The sequence below is a fragment of the Bradyrhizobium brasilense genome (assembly GCF_029714345.1).
GTDB classification, from domain to species: domain Bacteria; phylum Pseudomonadota; class Alphaproteobacteria; order Rhizobiales; family Xanthobacteraceae; genus Bradyrhizobium; species Bradyrhizobium australafricanum.
In genome coordinates this window covers 7,099,485-7,118,211 of the sequence record NZ_CP121669.1, presented here as the reverse complement: position 1 = coordinate 7,118,211, position 18,727 = coordinate 7,099,485, and the positions used below count along the sequence as shown (strand labels likewise).

Below are 18,727 nucleotides of genomic sequence, written 5' to 3'. Positions count from 1 at the left end.
ACAATTCAGTTGCGATGAAAACTATCGTGTGCTCAGCAAGTTGGGATGGGCGCCAGCTTGGCACGCAGCTTGCTCTTGGCATCCAGCTTGCTGAAGATTTTCTTGGAGAAGCACAGCAACGAGCCTTGGTGATCGCCCGCCGCCACTAACCCGCTTGTCTTGGGTGCTAGGCCCGGGATAGCAGGCGTGCGGGTTTCTGATACCTGAGGCGAAAGATGGACGATGGTGCGAGTCGGCCCGATGGAGATCGAGCCCCACGCAAGGGCCGAGAGAGCCACGAGCCGACGGAAAAGAGGCGAACAATGAACACCGAGAACGCTCAGATGAATAGCCGAACGACAGGAGCGAACGCCTATTCAGTGTCTTCCGCCGCTGAGCATTTCGACGTATTGATCGTCGGCGCTGGTATCTCCGGGATTGGCTGCGCCCGTCACCTGAGGAGACAGCTTCCCGGCACCAGCTTTGTTATCCTCGATGAGCAAGAGAGTTTCGGGGGTACGTGGATTACGCACAAATATCCCGGCATCCGCTCCGACAGCGACCTTCACACCTTTGGCTATAGCTTCAAACCCTGGGTCGGTCCGCCCATCGCGACGGCCGCTGAGATTCTGTCCTACTTGGATGAAGTGATCGAGGAGAATGGTCTGGCGAGGCACATTCGTTACAAACACCGCATCCTGTCGGCGCGCTGGTTGAGCGAGACCAATCTCTGGACCCTTGAGGTGGAGATGGCCGACAGCGGTGAGCGTACGACCTTTACCGCGAGTTTCTTGTGGATGTGCCAAGGCTATTATCGCCATTCGGAAGGCTATACGCCCGATTGGCCCGGTATGAAGGACTTTTCCGGGCCTGTCGTCCATCCGCAACATTGGCCGGATAATCTAGATCTTTCGGGCAAGCGGGTGACCGTGATCGGATCCGGCGCCACCGCAGCAACCTTGATCCCGAACCTGGCAGATCGGTGCGCTCACGTAACGATGCTGCAGCGCTCGCCTACATACTTCTGGATCGGGCGCAACGCCATCGAACTCGCGGAAGAATTGCGTCGGCTCCAGATTGATGAAGCGTGGATCCACGAAATAGTCCGACGCAAAAAGCTGTTCGAGCAGTATGTGTTCAGCAGGCGCTGCCTGACCGAACCGGAGCAGGTGAAGAAGGAACTGATCAGCAAGATTGCTGCCGTGCTTGGGCCCCAGTACGACGTCGCCACCCACTTCACCCCGCGGTATAACCCGATGCAGCAGCGTCTGGCTTTCGTACCGGATGCCGACATGTTCTTGGGCATCAAAAGCGGGAAGGCGTCTGTCGTCACCGACGAGATCGAGCGATTTACCAAGCAAGGCGTTCTATTGAAATCGGGCAAGACTCTCGAAGCGGACGTCATTGTCACTGCGACGGGCTTCAATATTTGCGTGCTCGGCGATATAGATTTCGTGATTGATGGCAAGCCGTTGCACTTCTCTGAGACGGTCACCTATCGCGGAATGATGTTTACAGGCATTCCAAACATGGTCTGGGTCTTCGGATATTTTCGCGCCAGCTGGACATTGCGTGTAGATCTGGTTGCTGAGTTCGTTTGCCGCCTGCTCAAACACATGAAAGAGAAGAAGGCCAAGAGAGTGGAAGTGACCCTGCGTCCCGAAGACCAAAACATGCGTCTCTTATCCTGGATTGATCCGAATGTTTTTAATCCCGGCTACCTAATGCGGAACATGCACCTGTTTCCCAAACGCGCTGACCGGCCGGAATGGCAGCACAGCCAGGATTACTGGATAGAGAAGGATGCGATCCCGGCGATCGATCTGGACGAAGAGGCGTTTGTGTATGGTTGATTTGTGTGCAGATCGCAGGGCGTAACCAGCACTATCCTAGCGAAGGTAGATGTTTGGACTAGCCGAGACTCGTTTGCCGAATCCGAGCGAGTAGCTCTGGCCTTCCTAAATGCGGAGCCGGGAAATTCGCGAGGAGCCGGCATGGTTTAACCTTACAACGCCGGATAGGCCAGACACTCGTCTGACGCGCGGAGTCCAAGATATGCGTAACGTCACCAAAAATCATACCTCACTCGAAGGCTGCCGCGCCGCAAAAGGGAAAGGGTGGACGAAACGAGTTGGCGCTCACAAGCAGATCTGGGTCTTTGTCGAGCAGCAGCGGGGGCAAGCACATCCTGTCTCCCAAGAAGTCATGGGAGCAGGACGCAAGCTCGCCGACAAGCTGCAGGTCGACCTCGCGGCGGTCGTGATCGGCCCCGAAGGCGATGTCACAAGCAACACCGCGCTCGATTCGTGCTCCTATGGCGCGGACCTCGCTTACCTTGTAGCCCACAATGTGTTGGCTGGCTATTACAACGAATTCTATGCCCGGGCGCTGACCGACCTCATAAGTGTTTATAAGCCCGGCATCCTGCTGTTCGGGGCCACAAGGCTCGGTCGCAAAATCGGCGGCTCGTTAGCCGCCACGCTATCGATGGTCATCACAGCTGACTGCACCGATCTCGACGTCGACGTGGATGGTTCACTTGCGACAATCTGCCCGAGCCCGGCTGGTAGTCCCCTGCTTTGCACGATTTATAACGCGAAAAGCCGACCGCAGATGGCGACCGTGCGGCCGGGCGTGATTGCCATGCCAGAACGGGTCGAGCGCGGCGGTGCCCGCATAGTCATTCATCCGCTTGATCTCGTCGATGACCATAATGTAGCCGGTATGCTATCGTCTATACGGGGTCCCCACTTACGAAAATCAGATCTCTTATACCGATGTCTTGGCTGGGACTTGGATCGCAAGGGAGATTTAATTTCGTACGTCAGAAAACCCGCTGTCCCTAGTGCCGAATATCGTTGCTCACGCTTCCTTATCTCGAAAGCGTGGACCGCGCGCTGACGCTCAGATCGGCCAAGCGGGTAAAGACCATCCGGCCGTCGGCTAGTACTCCGCGACAACCCAGCGTAGGGCGGTCAAGAATGGGTCGGTCTATGGTCGCAATCAATACGGACAGAAATACCCCAATAATCCATTTCGCGCACCTTTGACATCGGCGTCTACGCGACCTGCCAGATGTCGGAGCTGATAAACCCATTTCGCGTGCGGCTGTCGTGGCATTGACCGCCAATCTGTTCTCGGGAACTTGCCAAGTTGAGGAAGGTTGATGCAATCACTGGCCGTTCCAGCACCGCTGTCTGAATGCCATGAGCGCGATGCAGCTCAAACTTTGCACAGAGTCCTCATTTAAAGAACATGTAGGACCAATTCTCTTTGTCAAAAGGGTCGGCTACGCAACTCTTTGCGCTCCAACGTCCGAAGTTGTAACTCATTGACATTGGCGCGCCGAGAATCTGCAAAGCTGTTTCGTTGAGTCTCATATTCCGCGCTCTGTGGGACCGGAAAGCGGGGTGCGCAAGATCGTATAGCTCTACATCGGAAGAGAAAAGTAACTAACGCCTGATCCAGTCAAAAATAGTTCTCAGCCCATGCCTGCCAAGCGAATGTTGCCCGCAATACGCTCTGATCTTATCGAAAGCACCAAGAACACGTGGGCCGGACGTAGCCGGAGTATGCTCACTCAGCGCCGTGCAACTCATCACATCCATGCTCAATCTCATCTCGGAGCGGAACCTAGGTGGCTTGAACGCGGCAGCGATGATACCGGATTGACATCGTGATCCCTCTATGAAAATCGATGTCTGTGTCTAAATGCCGCTGGACGCGCTTGAGCGCGCTGTCGAGGGCGTTCGAAGCAGCGATGAAAAATCGTAGCGCAAGGAGCAAGTCGCCGGCTTTGCCTACGCAATTCGCGATTTGGATCGTTAGATGGAAGGCGAGCGCGAATGTATGGCGAACATCCCATTGAGCGCCGCGATCGATCTCGCATGATCGGTAATGTCAAACACTGAACTGGAGAGTGCACGATTCGGGTGAGCCTAGGGGGCTCGTCGCCGCGACCCATGACGACCGATGCACTCGACCTCCGGAGCATGGAAGGAATACAGCTTCCAGCCGCGCTGGCGCTGCTGCTGCGAGCGTGGGTGGCTCGGCTCAGCGGGAGGGCGAACGCCTCCTCCAGTGCAGGCTGGCCCCCGATCTTGCGGCGGATGTCGCGGATGATCCGGCCCAGCCGGCTGCGCAAGATACGCAACTGCCGCTGATGCCGCCTGAACTGTTTGGCACGGACGTAGCGGCCCGCCATCATCGCGGCGGCCTTGGCCACGCGAGAATAGGATTGCCGCAGCCTGATGCCGTGTCTTCTCGCCAGGCGGTTGAGGCCATTGATGGCCGCATGCAGCAGCTTGGCGTCGGTCGGAAAGGTGATGGCCTTCGGCTGCACCGTGGTGTCGACCGCGACCCGCTGGAGGTCTTGGCCACGTAACGCGCCGGCCTCGTGTGCCACCCGCAGGCTCTCGGCCAGCAAAAGCTCCAGCTTGTCGCCGAGCCGCTTGCGCCAGTGGCGCAGGTCCGAGCGCTCGTGCGGGAAGACGTGAAGAACTCTTCGCAGGTGAAGAACTGAAAATACGGGTCATGGACCCAGCGTTCGCAGACCCCCTCATCGGATAACCCGTAAATGTGCTTGAGCAACAGCAGCCCGATCACGAAGCGGGTCTCGATCCCGGGCCGGCCGTTCTCGCTGTAGAGCGGCGCGATCTCGCCGTCGATCCAGTCCCAATCGACCTTGCCAGCGAGCAGAACCAGCTCGTGCTTCATGTTGATGACCTGGTCCAGCCGTGCCCGGAACAGATCGTTCGATCCCGTCGTCTTATGCTTCTTCGGCCGCATCGTCCCCCTCCGATGCAACATAGAATTATGGTCCGCAGCGAAGGGAGATCCATAAAACGAAATTGCAGGGTTTGGGCTTCTCAAGCTCCCAATCCCTGCAATCTCAAATGCCTCCGCCATCCAAAAAACAGACTCCCGCTCAATCGCTTAGAGGCTTGTTCACGGACGACTATCCAGCCTGCTGCCGGTCTCTTGAACGTTGGCGTCACAGGCATGCCGAGAGATGACAATTCATAGCAATAGAAAAATGCGATTTGGCCTACCCGCTTCGGTAGATTGACCAATCGTCACAACAGTCTGACAGTCGTTCATACCACGGCATCTTCATCGAGACGGGCCGCAGTGCAGAGCGTGCGAATAGGTTGGCGCTCGCGCGGCCATAACAGAACGGCAGGAACTCGAATGCGGGCAGACGTCACCTGATCAGCCAGCATCGCAGATAGGAAACGAGAGACGATATGTATGAGTTTAAGCAAGAAACACAGGCTCTTGTCGAGTTGGTTCGGCGGATCGTCAAGGATCACCAAGCGCCGCTAGAGACGCGCAAACTCAGAGGTGAGAAGCTGACTTCTGCCGACTTTCAGCCTGGACGGGATGCGGCCCGAAAGTCTGGATTGTGGGGACTAGGCCTACCACGCAGTCTGGGTGGTGCGGAACTTTGTCTCGTGGATCGACTGGCCGTTATTGAGGAAAACAGGAAGAGCCTAACACCAATCCGTTTCGGGGGCGAAGCGTTGCCCGACTTGCTGCGTCTTGAGGACGAGCAGAAGGCACGATACCTCGACCCGTTCCTTTCTGATGCTACTGCGCTATGCTTTGCATTGACTGAGCCCAGTGGCGGATCCGATCCGGCTCGCAATACTTCGACGCGTGCCAAGCGCGATGGAAAGGGTTGGTTGATCAACGGGTCAAAACTCTGGGTCAGCGATTTTGATGAAGCCGATCGCGTATTCGTTTTTGCTCGCATAGCCAAAGAAGAGACAGCTTCCAGTATTTCCATGTTCGTTGTGGAGAAGGGAAACCCGGGCCTTATCGCACGTGCAGTGCCGATGCTCGGAGGGTACACGACGCATCAGCTGATTCTTGAAGATTGCAGAGTGGACGAGATTGCGCGCATTGGCGCTGAAGGCGCCGGATTCAAAGGCGCACAGGACGCACTAAACGCAACCCGTTTTGCAAATGCGGCGGCGACCCTTGGCATTGCGCAGCGCTGCTATGACATGATGGTAGAGTACGCCAAAGGGCGCGTACTGTTCGGAGGCGCGCTCAGCGACAAGCAGGCGATCCAGTCCATGATAATCGACTCATGGATCGAAATACAGCAGAATCGTCTGATGGTGTACACTTGCGCCGAGAAGCACGATCGTGGTGAGGATACCCGGGTCGAAGCAAGCATGACAAAGTTAACTTGCACGGAGATGGTCGGCCGCGTCATTGACCGCGCCATCCAGATTCATGGCGGTACCGGTTGTACGTATGAGAGCCCACTTGCTCACTGGTACGATACTCAACGAATGTCACGCATCTGGGTAGGGCCCAGCGAAGTGCTGAAGTATCGTGTGCTTGCTCGGCATCTGTTGACGTCCACGGCTGCCTAGACAAATCGAGACGGGTGCGGACTGCACATTTCAGCTCGCCCGTCGGTTTCGTCGAGAAGATACAAAAAAGTCGCGGTCTATAAGTCGAACGCCAGCCGCGAACCGCGGGTGGCACCCTGTAGGCGTTTCTTGAGAGTGCTGCATCAAGAAATGAGGTGAAAAAGTACATGTATGAATTCAAGGGCCAAACACAGGCACTCGTGGAGCTTGTTCATAAGATCGTAAAGGACCACCAAGAGCCACTCGAACAACGAAAGCTCAGAGGCGAGGATCTATTCTTGACGGACTACGAGCCTGGACGGGATGCTGCCCGCAGGGCTGGCCTATGGGGGCTTAGCTTGCCGGCCGAGTTTGGTGGCGCGAACCTTTCTCTTGTTGATCGACTCGCGGTCATGGAGGAAAACAGGAAATGCCTGACGCCGATCCTCTTCGGGGGGGAGGTCCCACGAGACTTGCTCCATTTGCGGGACGAACAGAGAGCTCGTTACCTCGATCCCATTCTCTCGGATGCCAAGCGGTGTACCTTTGCGTTTGTAGAGCCCGAGGGGGGGTCGGATCCGTCTCGGAAGACCGCCACCTATGCGAAACGGAAGGATAACGGATGGGTCATCGACGGTTCAAAGAGTTTCGTCAGTGGCTGGGAGGATGCTGACCTCGTATTCGTTTTGGCCAAGACAAGCGTGGAAGAAAGCTCAGGTAATTTGTCGATGTTCGCCGTGGAAAAAGGCAATCCGGGTCTCATTGCAGATGGTCCGGTGCGGATGCTCGGTGGGCTGAACTCAATCGACAGGGGAACCTATACCACTACGTACCGGCTCATATTTAGAAATTGCAGAGTAGACGATCTTGCACGCATCGGCGCCGAGGGCGCAGGATTTAAGGGAGCTCAAGACGCACTGAGTTGGACCCGATTCGGGAATGCTGCGGCGGCTACCGGCATTGCCCTGCGCTGCTTCGACATGATGGTCAAACAAGCCAAGCAACGAATGCTGTTCGGGGGCCCGCTTGGCGAAAAGCAGGCCATTCAGTCAATTATCTTGGACTCATGGATCGAAATTCAGCAGCATCGACTGATGATGTATAAGTACGCCGAGAAAGTGGATCGCGGCGATGATACGCGCGTCGAAGCGGCCGTCACCAAATTGACGTGTACGGAGATGGTCGGGCGCATCATCGATCGTGCCATCCAGATCCATGGCGGTGCGGGTTGTTCCTATGAGAGTCCACTAGCTCATTGGTACGACAAGCAGCGGATGGCTCGCGTCTACGAAGGCGCAACCGAGGTTCTGAAATACAGAGCCCTCGCCCGCAGGCTGTTAGCATGAGGGCTGTGAGAATTTATCGGAGGTTGATGTTGCACGCCTCCTCCATGGAAGTGATCGTTGTGCCTTTCGAGGCACCTCCTTTTGAGGAGGGTTTGGCCAGCTCAACACACAAGCCGAGCACGCCTGTTTCGTCCTTGCGGGACACTATTATCCGGCTTCGAAAGGAGTAGCCGCTCTATGTTTGCTGAGCACTGCGCGATGAGCGACATAGTAAGCGGCCTAGCCTTTCTCCCTAAGGGCGGAGCGGCTGTGAACCTTGGAAGGGAGGGCCGGGACTGGATTGGCGTTCCGGGACGGAAGGCGCAATTCTGGCAATTGACTCAAATAACGTTTCTGCGCGTAATTTGCGCGCATCTGCTCTTTCGTTTAAGAAAACGGATGAATGCTCGTTTTTGCGCTGCGGAACGTTGAGTTCCGCAAGTTGCTTTTCATTCTGCGTGTCGGGAGCATTTCTTGTACGCATACGACGAAGGCCGCCAGATTGGCACATGCGCGTGAGAGCGGCGAGCTCTATGATGGCTGGGCGTTGCGTCAGGCGGCCTGCTGATCGGCGGGTTTGTCGGCTTTGCGCAGGAGCTTCCATTCCCAGGGCAGCAGTTCGTGCAGACGCGATGCGGGAAGATGCGCGATGCGGGCGAGGACGTCGGCGAGCCAGGCTTTCGGATCGACGTCGTTGAGACGACAGGTCGTGATCATCGTCAGCATGATGGCGGCACGGTCGGCACCACGCTGGCTGCCGGCGAAGGTCCAGTTGCGCCTTCCCAAGGCGATGCCTCTCAATGCGCGCTCAGCACAATTGTTGGTCAAGCAGATCCTGCCATCGTCGAGGAAGCGGCCGAAGTCGTCCCAGCGTCTGAGCATGTAATTCATAGGCTTCAGGACCTCGGACGAGCGAGAGAGGGTTTCGCGCTCGCGCAACAACCAGGCGTGCATGTCCCCGAGGAGCGGCTTGCTCTTTTCCTGGCGCACGGCGCGCCGCTCGTCGGCGCCGCGGCCGTTGATGGCGCGCTCGATGTCAAACAACACATCCAGGCGCCTGACCGCCTCCAGCGCGATCGGAGAGACCGGTTTGCCCTTCTTACCTTCCCGGGCATTTTTCTCGATGTCAGCCAGCTCGAAGAAGCCCCGCCGCGCATGGGCAAAGCAAAACGCCGGCGTGATCGGCAGCACCTTCTTCTGCGGGTCGAACAGCGGCTCGAAGCCGTTGTAGCAATCGGCTTGCAGGATACCGGCGAAGGCGGCCAGATGCTTCTGGGGATGCTCGCCTCGTCGGTCGCTCGAGGCGTAATAGACCGCCGCCGGCGGCGCAGGCCCGGCAAAGGGCCGGTCATCCCGCACATAGGTCCAGATCCGGCCGGTCGTGCACTTGCTCTTGGCCAGGATGCGGATGGTGGTGTCGTCGCCATGAAGGCGCTCGGCCGCAAGCACATGGCGTTCGATCAAATGGAAGAGCGGCATGACGGCGAAGCTGCCGTGGCCGACCTGGTCGGCCAGGGTCGACAGCGGCAAATCGATCCTCTCGGCCTTGAAGCGCGCACTCTGGCGGTTGAGCGGGATATGCATGCCGAACTGTGCGTCCAGCGAAGGCTGGCATGTTCAGCAGGAGTTAGTCCTGCCGGGGAAAAAGTTAGACCCCCGTAGTGTGGATAGCAAAGGAGATAGAAATAGAACCTTTGAAGCCTATCGACAAAGACTCCCTTGGGGAGATCACGAGTCACCGGGCCGTATCTGAAAGAAAACGCGTTGTGGCCTCGAAAATGCTGAACACCGAAGGCCGAGCCCGCAGTTTTGGGGCGAAGGCAGCATGACCCGGCGAATGCTAACTGACACGACGGGTCATTTCGGCGGGGTGAAAGCGACAGCACGGTGACAAGGACATGCTAAGCAACTGGAGAAGCCTTCCTCACCCCGGGGAGAAATCGCCGGAAGAAGGTAGGTCGTATAACCGGTGACCCCGGGAAGTCGACCGAAGGTGTGAAGGTGGTGGCCGGGTCCGTAGTAGCGATGAAGCGGGGTAACGCCCGTGGAGCGAAGGGGCCCTGCCATTTGTGATGTCTCCAACGTAAGGAAGGCAAGGACGAGATGACAAAGGCGTCCATCGATTTGCAGGACCTGAGGCGGAGACTATACGTCAAGGCGAAGGCTGAACCGTCCTGGCGTTTCTGGGGTCTATACGTCCACGTGTGCAAGATGGAGACTCTGCGCGCAGCGTATGAGATGGCGAAAGAAAACGACGGCGCTCCGGGAATAGACGGAGTGACGTTCGAAGCCATCGAAGCGCGAGGCGTGGAGACGCTACTCGAGCAATTACGAGACGAACTGATCGGGCGCACCTATAAGCCACTTCCATCAAGGAAGCGGGAAATACCGAAGGACGGGGGCTCTAAGGTCCGCGTTCTCTCGATCCCGGCTATCCGCGACAGAGTGGTTCAGGGCGCGCTCAAGCTCATACTCGAACCTGTATTCGAGGCGGATTTCCAACCGGGATCGTTTGGATATCGGCCCAAGCGTACAGCTCATGACGCGATCAAGCGAGTTGCTCAGGCAATAGCCGAGCGGAAGACGCGGATTCTTGACTTCGATTTGCGCGCTTATTTCGACAACATCCGACATGATCGGATGCTAGAGAAGGTGGCTCTGCGAATTGACGACAAGGAAATCATGCACCTTCTGCGGCTTATGCTGAAAGCTTCCGGCAAGAAGGGCGTTCCGCAAGGCGGTGTAATCTCCCCCTTGCTCAGTAATCTCTACCTCAACGAGGTAGACAAGATGCTGGAGCGAGCGCGTGAGGTGACACGCCGCGGCAAGTACACCAATATCGAATATGCACGATTTGCTGACGATATGGTGGTCTTGATCGATGCCCATAAGCGACATGACTGGCTGCTCGGTGCCGTGGAAAAGCGATTGCGTGAAGAGTTCGCCAAACTGCAGGTTGAAGTTAATGATGAGAAGAGTCGCACGGTCAATCTGGAACGAGGCGAGAGCTTCGGATTTCTAGGATTCGACTTCCGCTATCTCCGCAGTCTGCGCGGAGTGATGCGGCCGTACTACATGCCCAAGCTCAAAAAGCGGACGGCGTTACTGCGGGGGCTCAAGGAAGTGTTTCGCAGCTATCGGTCGCAACCGATTAGTCGGGTGATAAGCTTGATCAATCCGAAGCTCCGAGGATGGGTAAACTACTTCCGGATAGGCGATTCCAGCAAATGCTTCGCCTACGTCAGGAACTGGGTAGAGAAGAAGGTCAGACGTCATCTGGCGAAGGCACGGAAACAAAAAGGCTTCGGCTGGAAGCAGTGGAGTAATTCGTGGCTGTACGACACCTTGAAGCTGTTCAACGGCTACAGGGCGAGTGCCGGCGAGGTGAAAGCTGCTCCAGCAAGATAGGTCCAATAAGCCTTGTCATGAAGCAAATGGGAGCGCGTAGTGCGGGAAATCCGCATGCTGCGTGCGATGTGGCGGGGGCTGGAAACGTGCACAACTGGGAAAACTGGTTGAGCGGCGCGCCAGCCCTCGACCCTACTGTCGAACAGGATCGTCGCCAGCAATTGTGGGCCAATGAAGCCGCGCGGCGTGGCGTGGAACGGCGCGGGCGGCTGGCTGATCTTCTCGCAATCGCGGCAGGTGAACTTCTCGCGTACCGTCTCGATCAGCTTGAAGCGGCGCGGGATCTCCTCCAGCGTCTTGGTCACATCCTCACCGATCTTCGCCAGCCGCGATCCACCGCAGCAGGCACAGGTCGTTGGAGCCTCCATGACGACGCGCTCGCGTTCGATGTCATCTGGCCATGGTTTGCGCACCGGCCGCTTGCGCATGAAGGGGCGGACGTTCTGCGTCTTCGCCGCTGCGGCCTGCGCGGCAAGCTCATCCTCGCTCGCTGTGGTGACGAGTTCTTCGAGCTCCAGTTCCAGCTGCTCGAGCAGCCGTGCCGAGCGCTCGGAGCGCTGCCCGTACAGTTCGCGTTTGAGCTTCTCGATCCGCAGCTCGAGATGCGCGATCAGCGCCTCGTTGTCCGACAGCTCCGCCTGCGCACTGGCAGCCATCGCCTCGGCTCGCAGCCGCGCCTCACGCTCGGCCTGCAGCGCCGCCAGGGCACTCGCAAGGTCCGATGGAAGATCGTCCGGCTTCGATATCATGAAGCCATTGAATCAGATCAAGCAGCAGATTCAAACCTGTAAAACGACCTAACCGACGCGCGTCGGACGCCGGGTTTCTTGAGGGTTACGCCAATCGATCCCGGACAGCAGATAGCTCAACTGCGCCGGCGAGATCGTTACCGATTCACCGGCAACCGATGGCCAGATGAACTTTCCTCTCTCGAGTCTTTTTGTGAACAAGCAGGCTCCCTGGCCATCGTGCCAGATCGCCTTCACAAGATCGCTGCGGCGACCGCGGAAGACGAACAGATGACCGCTGAGCGGGTCTTTGTGCAGCACCTCCTGCACTTGGAGTGCCAGAGACGGAAAGCCTCTGCGCATATCCGTGTAGCCTGTCGCGAGCCACACTCGCACATTCCCCGGTATAGCAATCATCGGCGTCCAAGCACATCGAGGACCCGCGCCAGCGCCTCCGGATCGACGTGCGCATCCACCCGGATGCACCGTCGGTTGCCGAGGTCGATCTCTATCAATCCAGTACGCGCGGCTGCCACGGAGCGAACTCGGCCATCAACCGTAGGCAAAAGCTTCGGAGTTTCCTCAGCCGATGCCGCCACGGCGGCGATCTGCACCGGCGTAAAAGATGGTACAACTTGTTCCGATGTCCGTGCTTGTCGACGCCAGGTAAACACCAGGCTGGCCGCTACTCCGTTGCGACGCGCAACCTCAGTCACCTTCGCGCCCGGCGCCAACTTCTCCTCGACAATCCGTGCCTTGTCGTCCTGCGACCAGCGCCGCCGCCGCTCCAGCCCGCCCAAAACCTCGACCCGCATCGCCTGATGACCTTAAAGCTAGACTTAAGGTCACACGCTTCGCCAATTACCATCCGTCACGCAAGACGGCCCCCGTCGGCTTTCAATTACCCACATTGTCGACGAGTTCTGATTGAGAGGCCGAAGACGATGTCATGGAGGCGTGTTAGTCCTCGCCAGACAACCATGTTTCCTGGCGGCGGATCGTGGTTGCGAGCGAGGTAGCCGCCGAGCATGGCGATCTGGAGCAAATAGGTGGCGAGGGTCTTGCGCAAGATGCGCGGCTTGGCCCGCGCCGCGTCGATGGCATCAAGCGTCGCAATTTCGGTTGTGGTGAGAACTGTCTCCGGCGCAACCTCGGGCTTTGCTCGTGCGGACATGGTGAGGAAGAAGATACGCCAGCTGACCATCGCGATGAGGGCGAGGAACTTGGCCAGCCGCTCGGCGGTCTCAAGCCTCGCCTCTTCGGCGCGGCAGCCAGACTTCATTACCTTATGAAACACCTCTGCTTTCCAGCGCAAGGCGTACCATTCGAGCTTCTCGATGGCGATGGCGAAATCTCCGACCGGCAGATTGGTCACCAGCTTCCAGTCGATCGGCGGACGGCCCGCCGGCGGGTCGATCTCAAGGGCTTGGATGTAGGTGAGAAGCTGAGGACTGTATCGCTTCTGCTTGCCGACGGGCGGCAAGGTTTGGATGGTGGCGAACTTCACGTGCACGCACGCCGTCTCATCTTGTCCGATCGCGACGTAATGGCGTCCCGCCCAAGGCGCCGCCGAGAGCTGGGTGAAGACCCGATGAGCTCTATCCCGTGGCTCCGCGCCGGCGGGCGCGGCGGCCAAGCGATTGGTCTGCACTCGCACCAGAAAGCGCGTGCCGAGATCCTGCGCCAAGCAAAAAAGCTCGTAGATATCGCTCTCGCGGTCGGCCACATGCACGCAGCGCTCCGGCGTGCCCACGAGCGCCATCGACTGGCGCAGGTTCTCCAGCCAGCGATAGCTTTCCTTCGTCTCGATCGGCACGCGCGTGGGGTTCACGTGCCGCTTGAGCGTCCAGGTCCCCTTGAACTTCGTGCGTGTCCAGAACTTCGCTGCCGTCAGCCCGAGCGGCGTGCCGCCGAGGGTTACAGCCAAGCTCGAATGCATCAGCACCCCACACAAAGTCACCACGTTCGGCTGACCCGCCTTATAGCGTCCGGCGTTGATGGTCTTGGTGAAGCCGATCTTACCCGGCTGCGCACGGCTGTAGATGAACTCGGTTGTATCCTGCAAAATGAGGATTGGTCCGTCGTTCGCCGCGCAGCGCATGGCGGTCGCGGCAAAATGGCCGGCCAGCATCCCATGCTCGGTAACGCGCGGATTGTCGAAGAAGCGATAGGCGGCCTTCGTCGCCGCCCAGTCGCCGCACGCGGCCGGGACCGGTTGGCCGGGTGCCGCCGACATCTGATCAAGCAGGCGGCCAAATCGGCGCGCCAATCGCTTGTCCGGCAGCCCTGCCGCAACGACTTCGTCGTCATGCCAGCCTGCAGCACCAGCTCCCGTGTCTCTGCTCATCTGTGACGCCTCCGCGAATCGGCGTCACAAACAGAATCACAGAAGATTCAACCGGTGCAAATCCTACGCGCGAGATGTGGGTAATTGAAAGCCCCGTCGGATGCGTACGCATTTCTCCGGGCTATCGCGCATCGTGTGTGTGACTTACTATTGAGCTATCGGTTCCCGGCGACCGTCTGAAATGTCGGCACCACGCGATGGAGATAGGATCAGTCACCCGGCACGGCTCCAAACTTGATCCGAGGACGACATCTCCGCCATTCCGACCTATTTCATTAGGTAGCTGCGATCTGAATCGTTCATAGATAGTTTGCGTCGGCAGGAGCTTGCAAGAGACATGACCTGCGATTTGGCAAGTATTGCCAAGAATGCGTCGCGCCCTGTCATTTGAGTGGTCAAGCACGTTCTTCGGCAGATCCGAGCGGGGAATTAATGCAGCAAGAGCAGCAACAGATGAAAGTTCCGGATAGTCGCAGCGCACGTGGACGTTTTCGGAACACTGCTTACGTCGTCAACGAAAGCAAGCCGTATTTCGATGCTGCCCACACATCTGGTCTTATGGCCCTCCAGGCAAGATCGAGGGGCGGTCGCATGGTCGCTGTGGGCACTGGCTCTCTCGACAATCGACCTTTGGTCACTGATTTCGTGCGGTGCTCCTATCTTGGCCTCGACAATCATCCGCTAGTCATTGATGGAGCGATGGACGCAATCGAGGCGCATCGGTCGTTGCACTGGTCGTGCGCACGAACGCGGCTCAATTTCGATCTCTTGGCGGAGCTTGAAGAAACCCTTTCTGATATGTTCTCCGCGCGCGTGCTCGCATTTTCCACGGTCATGCTGGCTAACCTTGGCGCTATGCCCCTTCTTGCGTCGGGCCAATTGACGGGCGGAAGAAGACCAGTCGTCGTATTCGATCGGACGGCGCATGTATCGCTCGCTTACCACAAACCGGTCGTCGCTGATGAAACCCGAGTTGAAACTATTGCGCACAACGATGTCGACGCTCTCGAGCGCTTATGTCGCGAACATCCGATGGTCGCCTACGTATGCGATGGTGTCTACTCCATGGGGGGAAATTCGCCGATAAGGGAGCTTCGGCAGCTCCAGGAGCGTTATGGACTCTTTCTTTTTATCGATGACGCCCATGGCATATCTCTCTTTGGACGCCAAGGCGAAGGATTTGCTCGCTCTCAGTTCCCGCAAGCCTTGGGCGATCGCACGATCATTGCGGCATCACTCGCAAAAGGGTTCGGCGCATCGGGCGGCATGTTGATGGTCGGGGGAGCCGACCATGAAGCCATGTTTCGACGCTACTCCATTCCCTACGCCTTTTCGGTGGCGCCAAACCTCGCGGCGGTTGGTGCTGCGCTGGGCTCATGCAAGATTCATCGATCGGCGGAGCTAGGCGACAGGCAGCGGAAGCTGGCGCAGCGGATCAATGTCTTTGACCGTCGTGTCACGACCGCCGAGAAAGGAAATCGTTTCCCTATTAGAATGATTGCAATTGGGGAAGAAGCCAAAGCGATTGCGGTAGCAAGAATGCTCCTCGACGCCGGCTTCTATACTTCCGTAACCTTCTTCCCGACGGTCCCGCGCGGAAAGGCAGGAATTCGCGTGTGTATCACGGCGGATCACGAAGCAAACGATATAGAACGCCTGTGCGACTGCATCCTGGAAAGTGCGGCCGGCACAACCGGAGCCGCCACGATATCAGCGCCTCCCGATGGGATGACGGAGTGAACGATTCGGCGCTATCGAGAGGAGACGAGGATGGTGACGCCAGACATGGAATGTGCAACGGCCGATGGAGTGTACCAGTTGTCACCCCGTTAATTGTTTGAACGGTTCGCTTTTCGCAACGACGCGACTTGCTCGGAGGTCCAAGAAAGTTCGCATCTAATTGATGTCGGGGCAATAAGGGGAAGCTGCTTGGGGTGACTGTACCGAAAGGCAGAGAACCCGAGGGGATCGTAAGAGTTGCGTCGTCTGAGTTTGAATCTAGCCTTCCAGCCACGAGACAAATAAAAGTCATTCGAGGTGCCGGGCACATGGGAAGAGCGAAGTCCAAAGATCAAAGCGACAGGCGGTTGCGCTCGTTGCCGGAGGAGCACGTGGGATAGGATTCGAAGTCGGACCTGCGAAAAATCTCTTCGTGCCTTAAGGGCGCATTCCGACAGGAAGAATTCGGCATGCCGCGTCAAGCGACGGTCTGCCGGCGCGCTCCTTGGCTGGGTCCGATCGTCCATGAATACCGTGTCACATCGGCCGGATACTAATCGGGCTATCTGGGCGCGGGTCCGACAGAAGAAAAGGCTGTGAATGCTCGAGCAGATGCTGGCCGGCGCCTTGCAATAAGAGTTCTCTACCTAAATGCGAGCAGGGCGCCTTCGTCAGGAAAATAGGTAACTTGCAGGTGTATTTGCGATCACGATTTCAAGCTTCCCGCAGCACGATCGCGTCCGTGTATTCCTCAGGTCCGTGTATTCCTCAGGTTGGCACCCGTACGATGTACGATTTGCATGCTGTCTACCACCTACCTGATCGGCAAGTCCGGCCATAAATGCCTTACGACGTCGCTGCCCATCCGGTAAGCGCAGCAACTGTCGATCAGGCCTGGGCGAGGACGCCTGTCGAAAGCTCCTTGTTGCTGCAGGACCGGCAAGATGGTCTGGAACATGACTGATCCGACGGAGCCAATAAGTTCGTAAAGGTGCGTGCAGCCAACAGTTTGAGGGATGCGCTCCCTTACATTCCTTTTCCAGCCAGGCCCGATCGTGAGACCCACGAGCGGAGCAAAGGCACCCGCTGCTTCGGAGCATGGCGGATACGGATTGCTGTCGCTGACAACATCGACTGCGCAGATCCTGAAGCTTGTATCGACAGTCAACCGCAGTGACATGTCATGCATCGCTTCACCAGGGAGAACTTCACGCCAGGGATTCGCGTACGCATTGGTTTTTGAGTCGATCAGGCGAGCCTCAAGATCCCAGAGGAGATCGCGACGATGGTAGCCAACTACTTCTATAACCCGGCGATGAAGCATTTCTCGTTCGACAGGGGCAGACAGTGGCATGAAACTCACCGCTTTCACATGCATGCAGCGACGCGCTAGCTCACACTATGCTGCCAATGGCCTTGCTGCAACATAAAAATCTTACTATGGATGTTTTAGTGTATTGACAGATTCTCATTATAGGTGCATCGATGTGCTCGTGTTGCGGTTGTCAAGTGGACGTGATCAATCGGAGAAACCATGGCTATATTGGAAACCGAGTCACGAGGTGCGGTTCTGGTCGCGCGATTCAATCACGGTACCCCCCATAATCCAATGAGCTTGGAACTCGAGACTGCGGTACGCTCGATATGCCGCGAGACAAATGACAATCCGGAGGTGCGAGCTCTCGTATTGACAGGAGGAAATGAGAGATCCTTTTGTGCTGGCGGCGATTTCACGGAGGTGGCCCAGCTTTCCGGAAGTGCGGCAGTGGAGGCGTATATCGACCGGTTAATTGACTTCTATTCGAGGATACTCAGCATCCAGAAGCCGACGGTTGCCGCAGTCGGTGGCTATGCCATAGGGCTCGGCTTTCAGCTCTCGCTGTGTTGCGACTGGCGCGTTGGAGCTCCAGGAACGAAGCTGATTATGTGGGAATTGAAGCACGGCATAGCGTGTATCGTCGGCGGGTATCTACTCGAGAATTTCGTCGGCCGGGCCGCGATGTCCAGCATCGTCTACGGATGCGAGGCCGTTCCGGTTTGTTGGGCGCTGGAGCACAAGTTGCTTCACGAGGTCGCAGATTCGGGAGACCTTGTGGAGACGGCTATTGAGCGCGCGCGGATTCTCGGTGAATTTCCCGAAACCACTTTTCGCCGAACGAAAGAATCGATCAATCAAGGCCTGCTTGCCGGTTTGCGGAGCATCGCACGGGAGGCAAAACAGGCACATGTTGCCGGTGTTGCGAACAGTGCCGCACAACAGCATTTCAAGAGCGTGCTGGGCAGTGGCCCAAAACGGGATGGTTCAGCCGGCCATTGTTGAGCTCGCAAGTTACTGGACGGCGACTCTAGCGCTTGGCGTTTGAGTTCGAAAGTCTGGCGACCAACGAAACAATGTCCGCTCGGGCACGCTCATCCTTGATCTTCATGAAAGCCGTGACAAGTTCAAGGATCTGTTTTGCCAGTTTGCCCCTTTGTGCGCCGACTATCGCGGAGACATCCGTGAGTGGCGAGCTTCGTTGTGGTGTTTCGCTGTCGCCGACTTCGTAGAAATGTGTGATCGGGGTGTTCAGTGCTTGAGCGATCTCGTAAAGGCGACTGGCCGGCACTCTGCTCGTGCCATTTTCGTGCTTCTGCAGTTGCTGAAAGACAATGTCCAATCGGCTGGCGAGTTCTTTCTGACTCAGGCCGGCCAGCTTTCGCCGGCCTCGAATGCGTTCGCCAATTCTCGCGTCAAGGTCGTTGTATGTCACGGATTACGCCCGACTCTCTCGCTCTTCTCACGTCATAGAAAAATCAGTAGCAGTTGCAGATAGTTCGTTCAACTGCTTCCATATAGAATACGTGACCTGTCAACCC

12 protein-coding genes and 3 pseudogenes are annotated in these 18,727 nt (G+C 57.4%); 7 read left to right on the top strand and 8 right to left on the bottom strand.

Features of this window, described 5'->3' with window-relative positions:
• Nucleotides 1-323: 323 nt before the first annotated feature.
• Both QA635_RS32995 and QA635_RS32990 read left to right on the top strand, forming a co-directional pair.
• Nucleotides 324-1,832 carry a flavin-containing monooxygenase gene (locus QA635_RS32995; RefSeq protein WP_283071952.1) on the top strand — a complete coding sequence of 503 codons (1,509 nt, stop codon included), beginning with the start codon at nucleotides 324-326 and terminating at the stop codon, nucleotides 1,830-1,832.
• A 202-nt stretch (nucleotides 1,833-2,034) separates the two neighbouring features.
• Entirely contained in the window at nucleotides 2,035-2,880 is an 846-nt protein-coding gene (locus QA635_RS32990; RefSeq protein ID WP_283063855.1) for an electron transfer flavoprotein subunit alpha/FixB family protein, read from the top strand.
• Nucleotides 2,881-3,944: 1,064 nt separating this feature from the next.
• Here the strand turns inward: QA635_RS32990 and QA635_RS32985 are convergent.
• Nucleotides 3,945-4,767, bottom strand: a pseudogene (locus tag QA635_RS32985) (IS5 family transposase); the annotation flags it as partial.
• A 458-nt stretch (nucleotides 4,768-5,225) separates the two neighbouring features.
• On the opposite strand from QA635_RS32985, the gene QA635_RS32980 reads away from it, so the two are divergent.
• Nucleotides 5,226-6,365 (top strand): acyl-CoA dehydrogenase family protein, encoded by a 1,140-nt coding sequence (locus tag QA635_RS32980; RefSeq protein ID WP_283063853.1) that lies wholly within the window; start codon nucleotides 5,226-5,228, stop codon nucleotides 6,363-6,365.
• Nucleotides 6,366-6,532: 167 nt separating this feature from the next.
• Nucleotides 6,533-7,690, top strand: a complete 1,158-nt coding sequence (locus tag QA635_RS32975) for an acyl-CoA dehydrogenase family protein (protein WP_283063852.1) — start codon at nucleotides 6,533-6,535, stop codon at nucleotides 7,688-7,690.
• 531 nt (nucleotides 7,691-8,221) lie between these two features.
• Here QA635_RS32975 and tnpC read toward each other — a convergent pair.
• Nucleotides 8,222-9,262, bottom strand: a pseudogene (gene tnpC, locus QA635_RS32970) (IS66 family transposase); the annotation flags it as partial.
• 510 nt (nucleotides 9,263-9,772) lie between these two features.
• Between tnpC and ltrA the strand changes: the two are divergent.
• The gene (gene ltrA / locus QA635_RS32965) at nucleotides 9,773-11,077 is read left to right on the top strand and encodes a group II intron reverse transcriptase/maturase (RefSeq protein ID WP_283063849.1); all 1,305 of its coding nucleotides are present in this window, start codon (nucleotides 9,773-9,775) and stop codon (nucleotides 11,075-11,077) included.
• A 137-nt stretch (nucleotides 11,078-11,214) separates the two neighbouring features.
• On the opposite strand, the pseudogene QA635_RS32960 reads toward ltrA, so the two are convergent.
• From QA635_RS32960 to QA635_RS32945, 4 genes and pseudogenes are all read right to left on the bottom strand, one after another.
• A pseudogene (locus tag QA635_RS32960) lies at nucleotides 11,215-11,826 on the bottom strand (transposase domain-containing protein); the annotation flags it as partial.
• Between the two features lie 48 nt (nucleotides 11,827-11,874).
• Entirely contained in the window at nucleotides 11,875-12,168 is a 294-nt protein-coding gene (tnpB, locus tag QA635_RS32955; RefSeq protein WP_425249213.1) for an IS66 family insertion sequence element accessory protein TnpB, read from the bottom strand.
• 50 nt (nucleotides 12,169-12,218) lie between these two features.
• Complete coding sequence (gene tnpA / locus QA635_RS32950) at nucleotides 12,219-12,620, bottom strand: IS66-like element accessory protein TnpA (protein ID WP_283063845.1); 402 nt, start codon at nucleotides 12,618-12,620, stop codon at nucleotides 12,219-12,221.
• Nucleotides 12,621-12,706: 86 nt separating this feature from the next.
• A complete protein-coding gene (locus QA635_RS32945) occupies nucleotides 12,707-14,152 on the bottom strand; it encodes an IS4 family transposase (RefSeq protein ID WP_283063844.1) in 1,446 nt (481 codons plus the stop codon).
• A gap of 432 nt (nucleotides 14,153-14,584) precedes the next feature.
• On the opposite strand from QA635_RS32945, the gene QA635_RS32940 reads away from it, so the two are divergent.
• Nucleotides 14,585-15,892: an aminotransferase class I/II-fold pyridoxal phosphate-dependent enzyme gene (locus QA635_RS32940; RefSeq protein ID WP_283063841.1), complete on the top strand. Its 1,308-nt coding sequence runs from the start codon at nucleotides 14,585-14,587 to the stop codon at nucleotides 15,890-15,892.
• Between the two features lie 793 nt (nucleotides 15,893-16,685).
• Here the strand turns inward: QA635_RS32940 and QA635_RS32935 are convergent.
• Complete coding sequence (locus QA635_RS32935) at nucleotides 16,686-17,225, bottom strand: DUF2889 domain-containing protein (protein WP_283063840.1); 540 nt, start codon at nucleotides 17,223-17,225, stop codon at nucleotides 16,686-16,688.
• 180 nt (nucleotides 17,226-17,405) lie between these two features.
• Between QA635_RS32935 and QA635_RS32930 the strand changes: the two genes are divergently transcribed.
• Nucleotides 17,406-18,191 carry an enoyl-CoA hydratase/isomerase family protein gene (locus QA635_RS32930; RefSeq protein WP_283063838.1) on the top strand — a complete coding sequence of 262 codons (786 nt, stop codon included), beginning with the start codon at nucleotides 17,406-17,408 and terminating at the stop codon, nucleotides 18,189-18,191.
• A gap of 25 nt (nucleotides 18,192-18,216) precedes the next feature.
• On the opposite strand, the gene QA635_RS32925 is transcribed toward QA635_RS32930, so the two are convergent.
• Complete coding sequence (locus QA635_RS32925; protein ID WP_283063836.1) at nucleotides 18,217-18,621, bottom strand: helix-turn-helix domain-containing protein; 405 nt, start codon at nucleotides 18,619-18,621, stop codon at nucleotides 18,217-18,219.
• Nucleotides 18,622-18,727 lie beyond the last annotated feature (106 nt).

What these genes read in the sequence shown, in the direction of transcription:
- QA635_RS32930 (WP_283063838.1), top strand. Translation starts at nt 17,406, where the DNA reads ATGGCTATATTGGAAACCGAGTCACGAGGTGCGGTTCTGGTCGCGCGA.
- tnpA (WP_283063845.1), bottom strand. Translation starts at nt 12,620, where the DNA reads ATGCGGGTCGAGGTTTTGGGCGGGCTGGAGCGGCGGCGGCGCTGGTCG.
- ltrA (WP_283063849.1), top strand. Translation starts at nt 9,773, where the DNA reads ATGACAAAGGCGTCCATCGATTTGCAGGACCTGAGGCGGAGACTATAC.
- tnpB (WP_425249213.1), bottom strand. Translation starts at nt 12,168, where the DNA reads ATGCGCAGAGGCTTTCCGTCTCTGGCACTCCAAGTGCAGGAGGTGCTG.
- QA635_RS32995 (WP_283071952.1), top strand. Translation starts at nt 324, where the DNA reads ATGAATAGCCGAACGACAGGAGCGAACGCCTATTCAGTGTCTTCCGCC.
- QA635_RS32990 (WP_283063855.1), top strand. Translation starts at nt 2,035, where the DNA reads ATGCGTAACGTCACCAAAAATCATACCTCACTCGAAGGCTGCCGCGCC.
- QA635_RS32980 (WP_283063853.1), top strand. Translation starts at nt 5,226, where the DNA reads ATGTATGAGTTTAAGCAAGAAACACAGGCTCTTGTCGAGTTGGTTCGG.
- QA635_RS32945 (WP_283063844.1), bottom strand. Translation starts at nt 14,152, where the DNA reads ATGAGCAGAGACACGGGAGCTGGTGCTGCAGGCTGGCATGACGACGAA.
- QA635_RS32935 (WP_283063840.1), bottom strand. Translation starts at nt 17,225, where the DNA reads ATGCCACTGTCTGCCCCTGTCGAACGAGAAATGCTTCATCGCCGGGTT.
- QA635_RS32975 (WP_283063852.1), top strand. Translation starts at nt 6,533, where the DNA reads ATGTATGAATTCAAGGGCCAAACACAGGCACTCGTGGAGCTTGTTCAT.
- QA635_RS32940 (WP_283063841.1), top strand. Translation starts at nt 14,585, where the DNA reads ATGCAGCAAGAGCAGCAACAGATGAAAGTTCCGGATAGTCGCAGCGCA.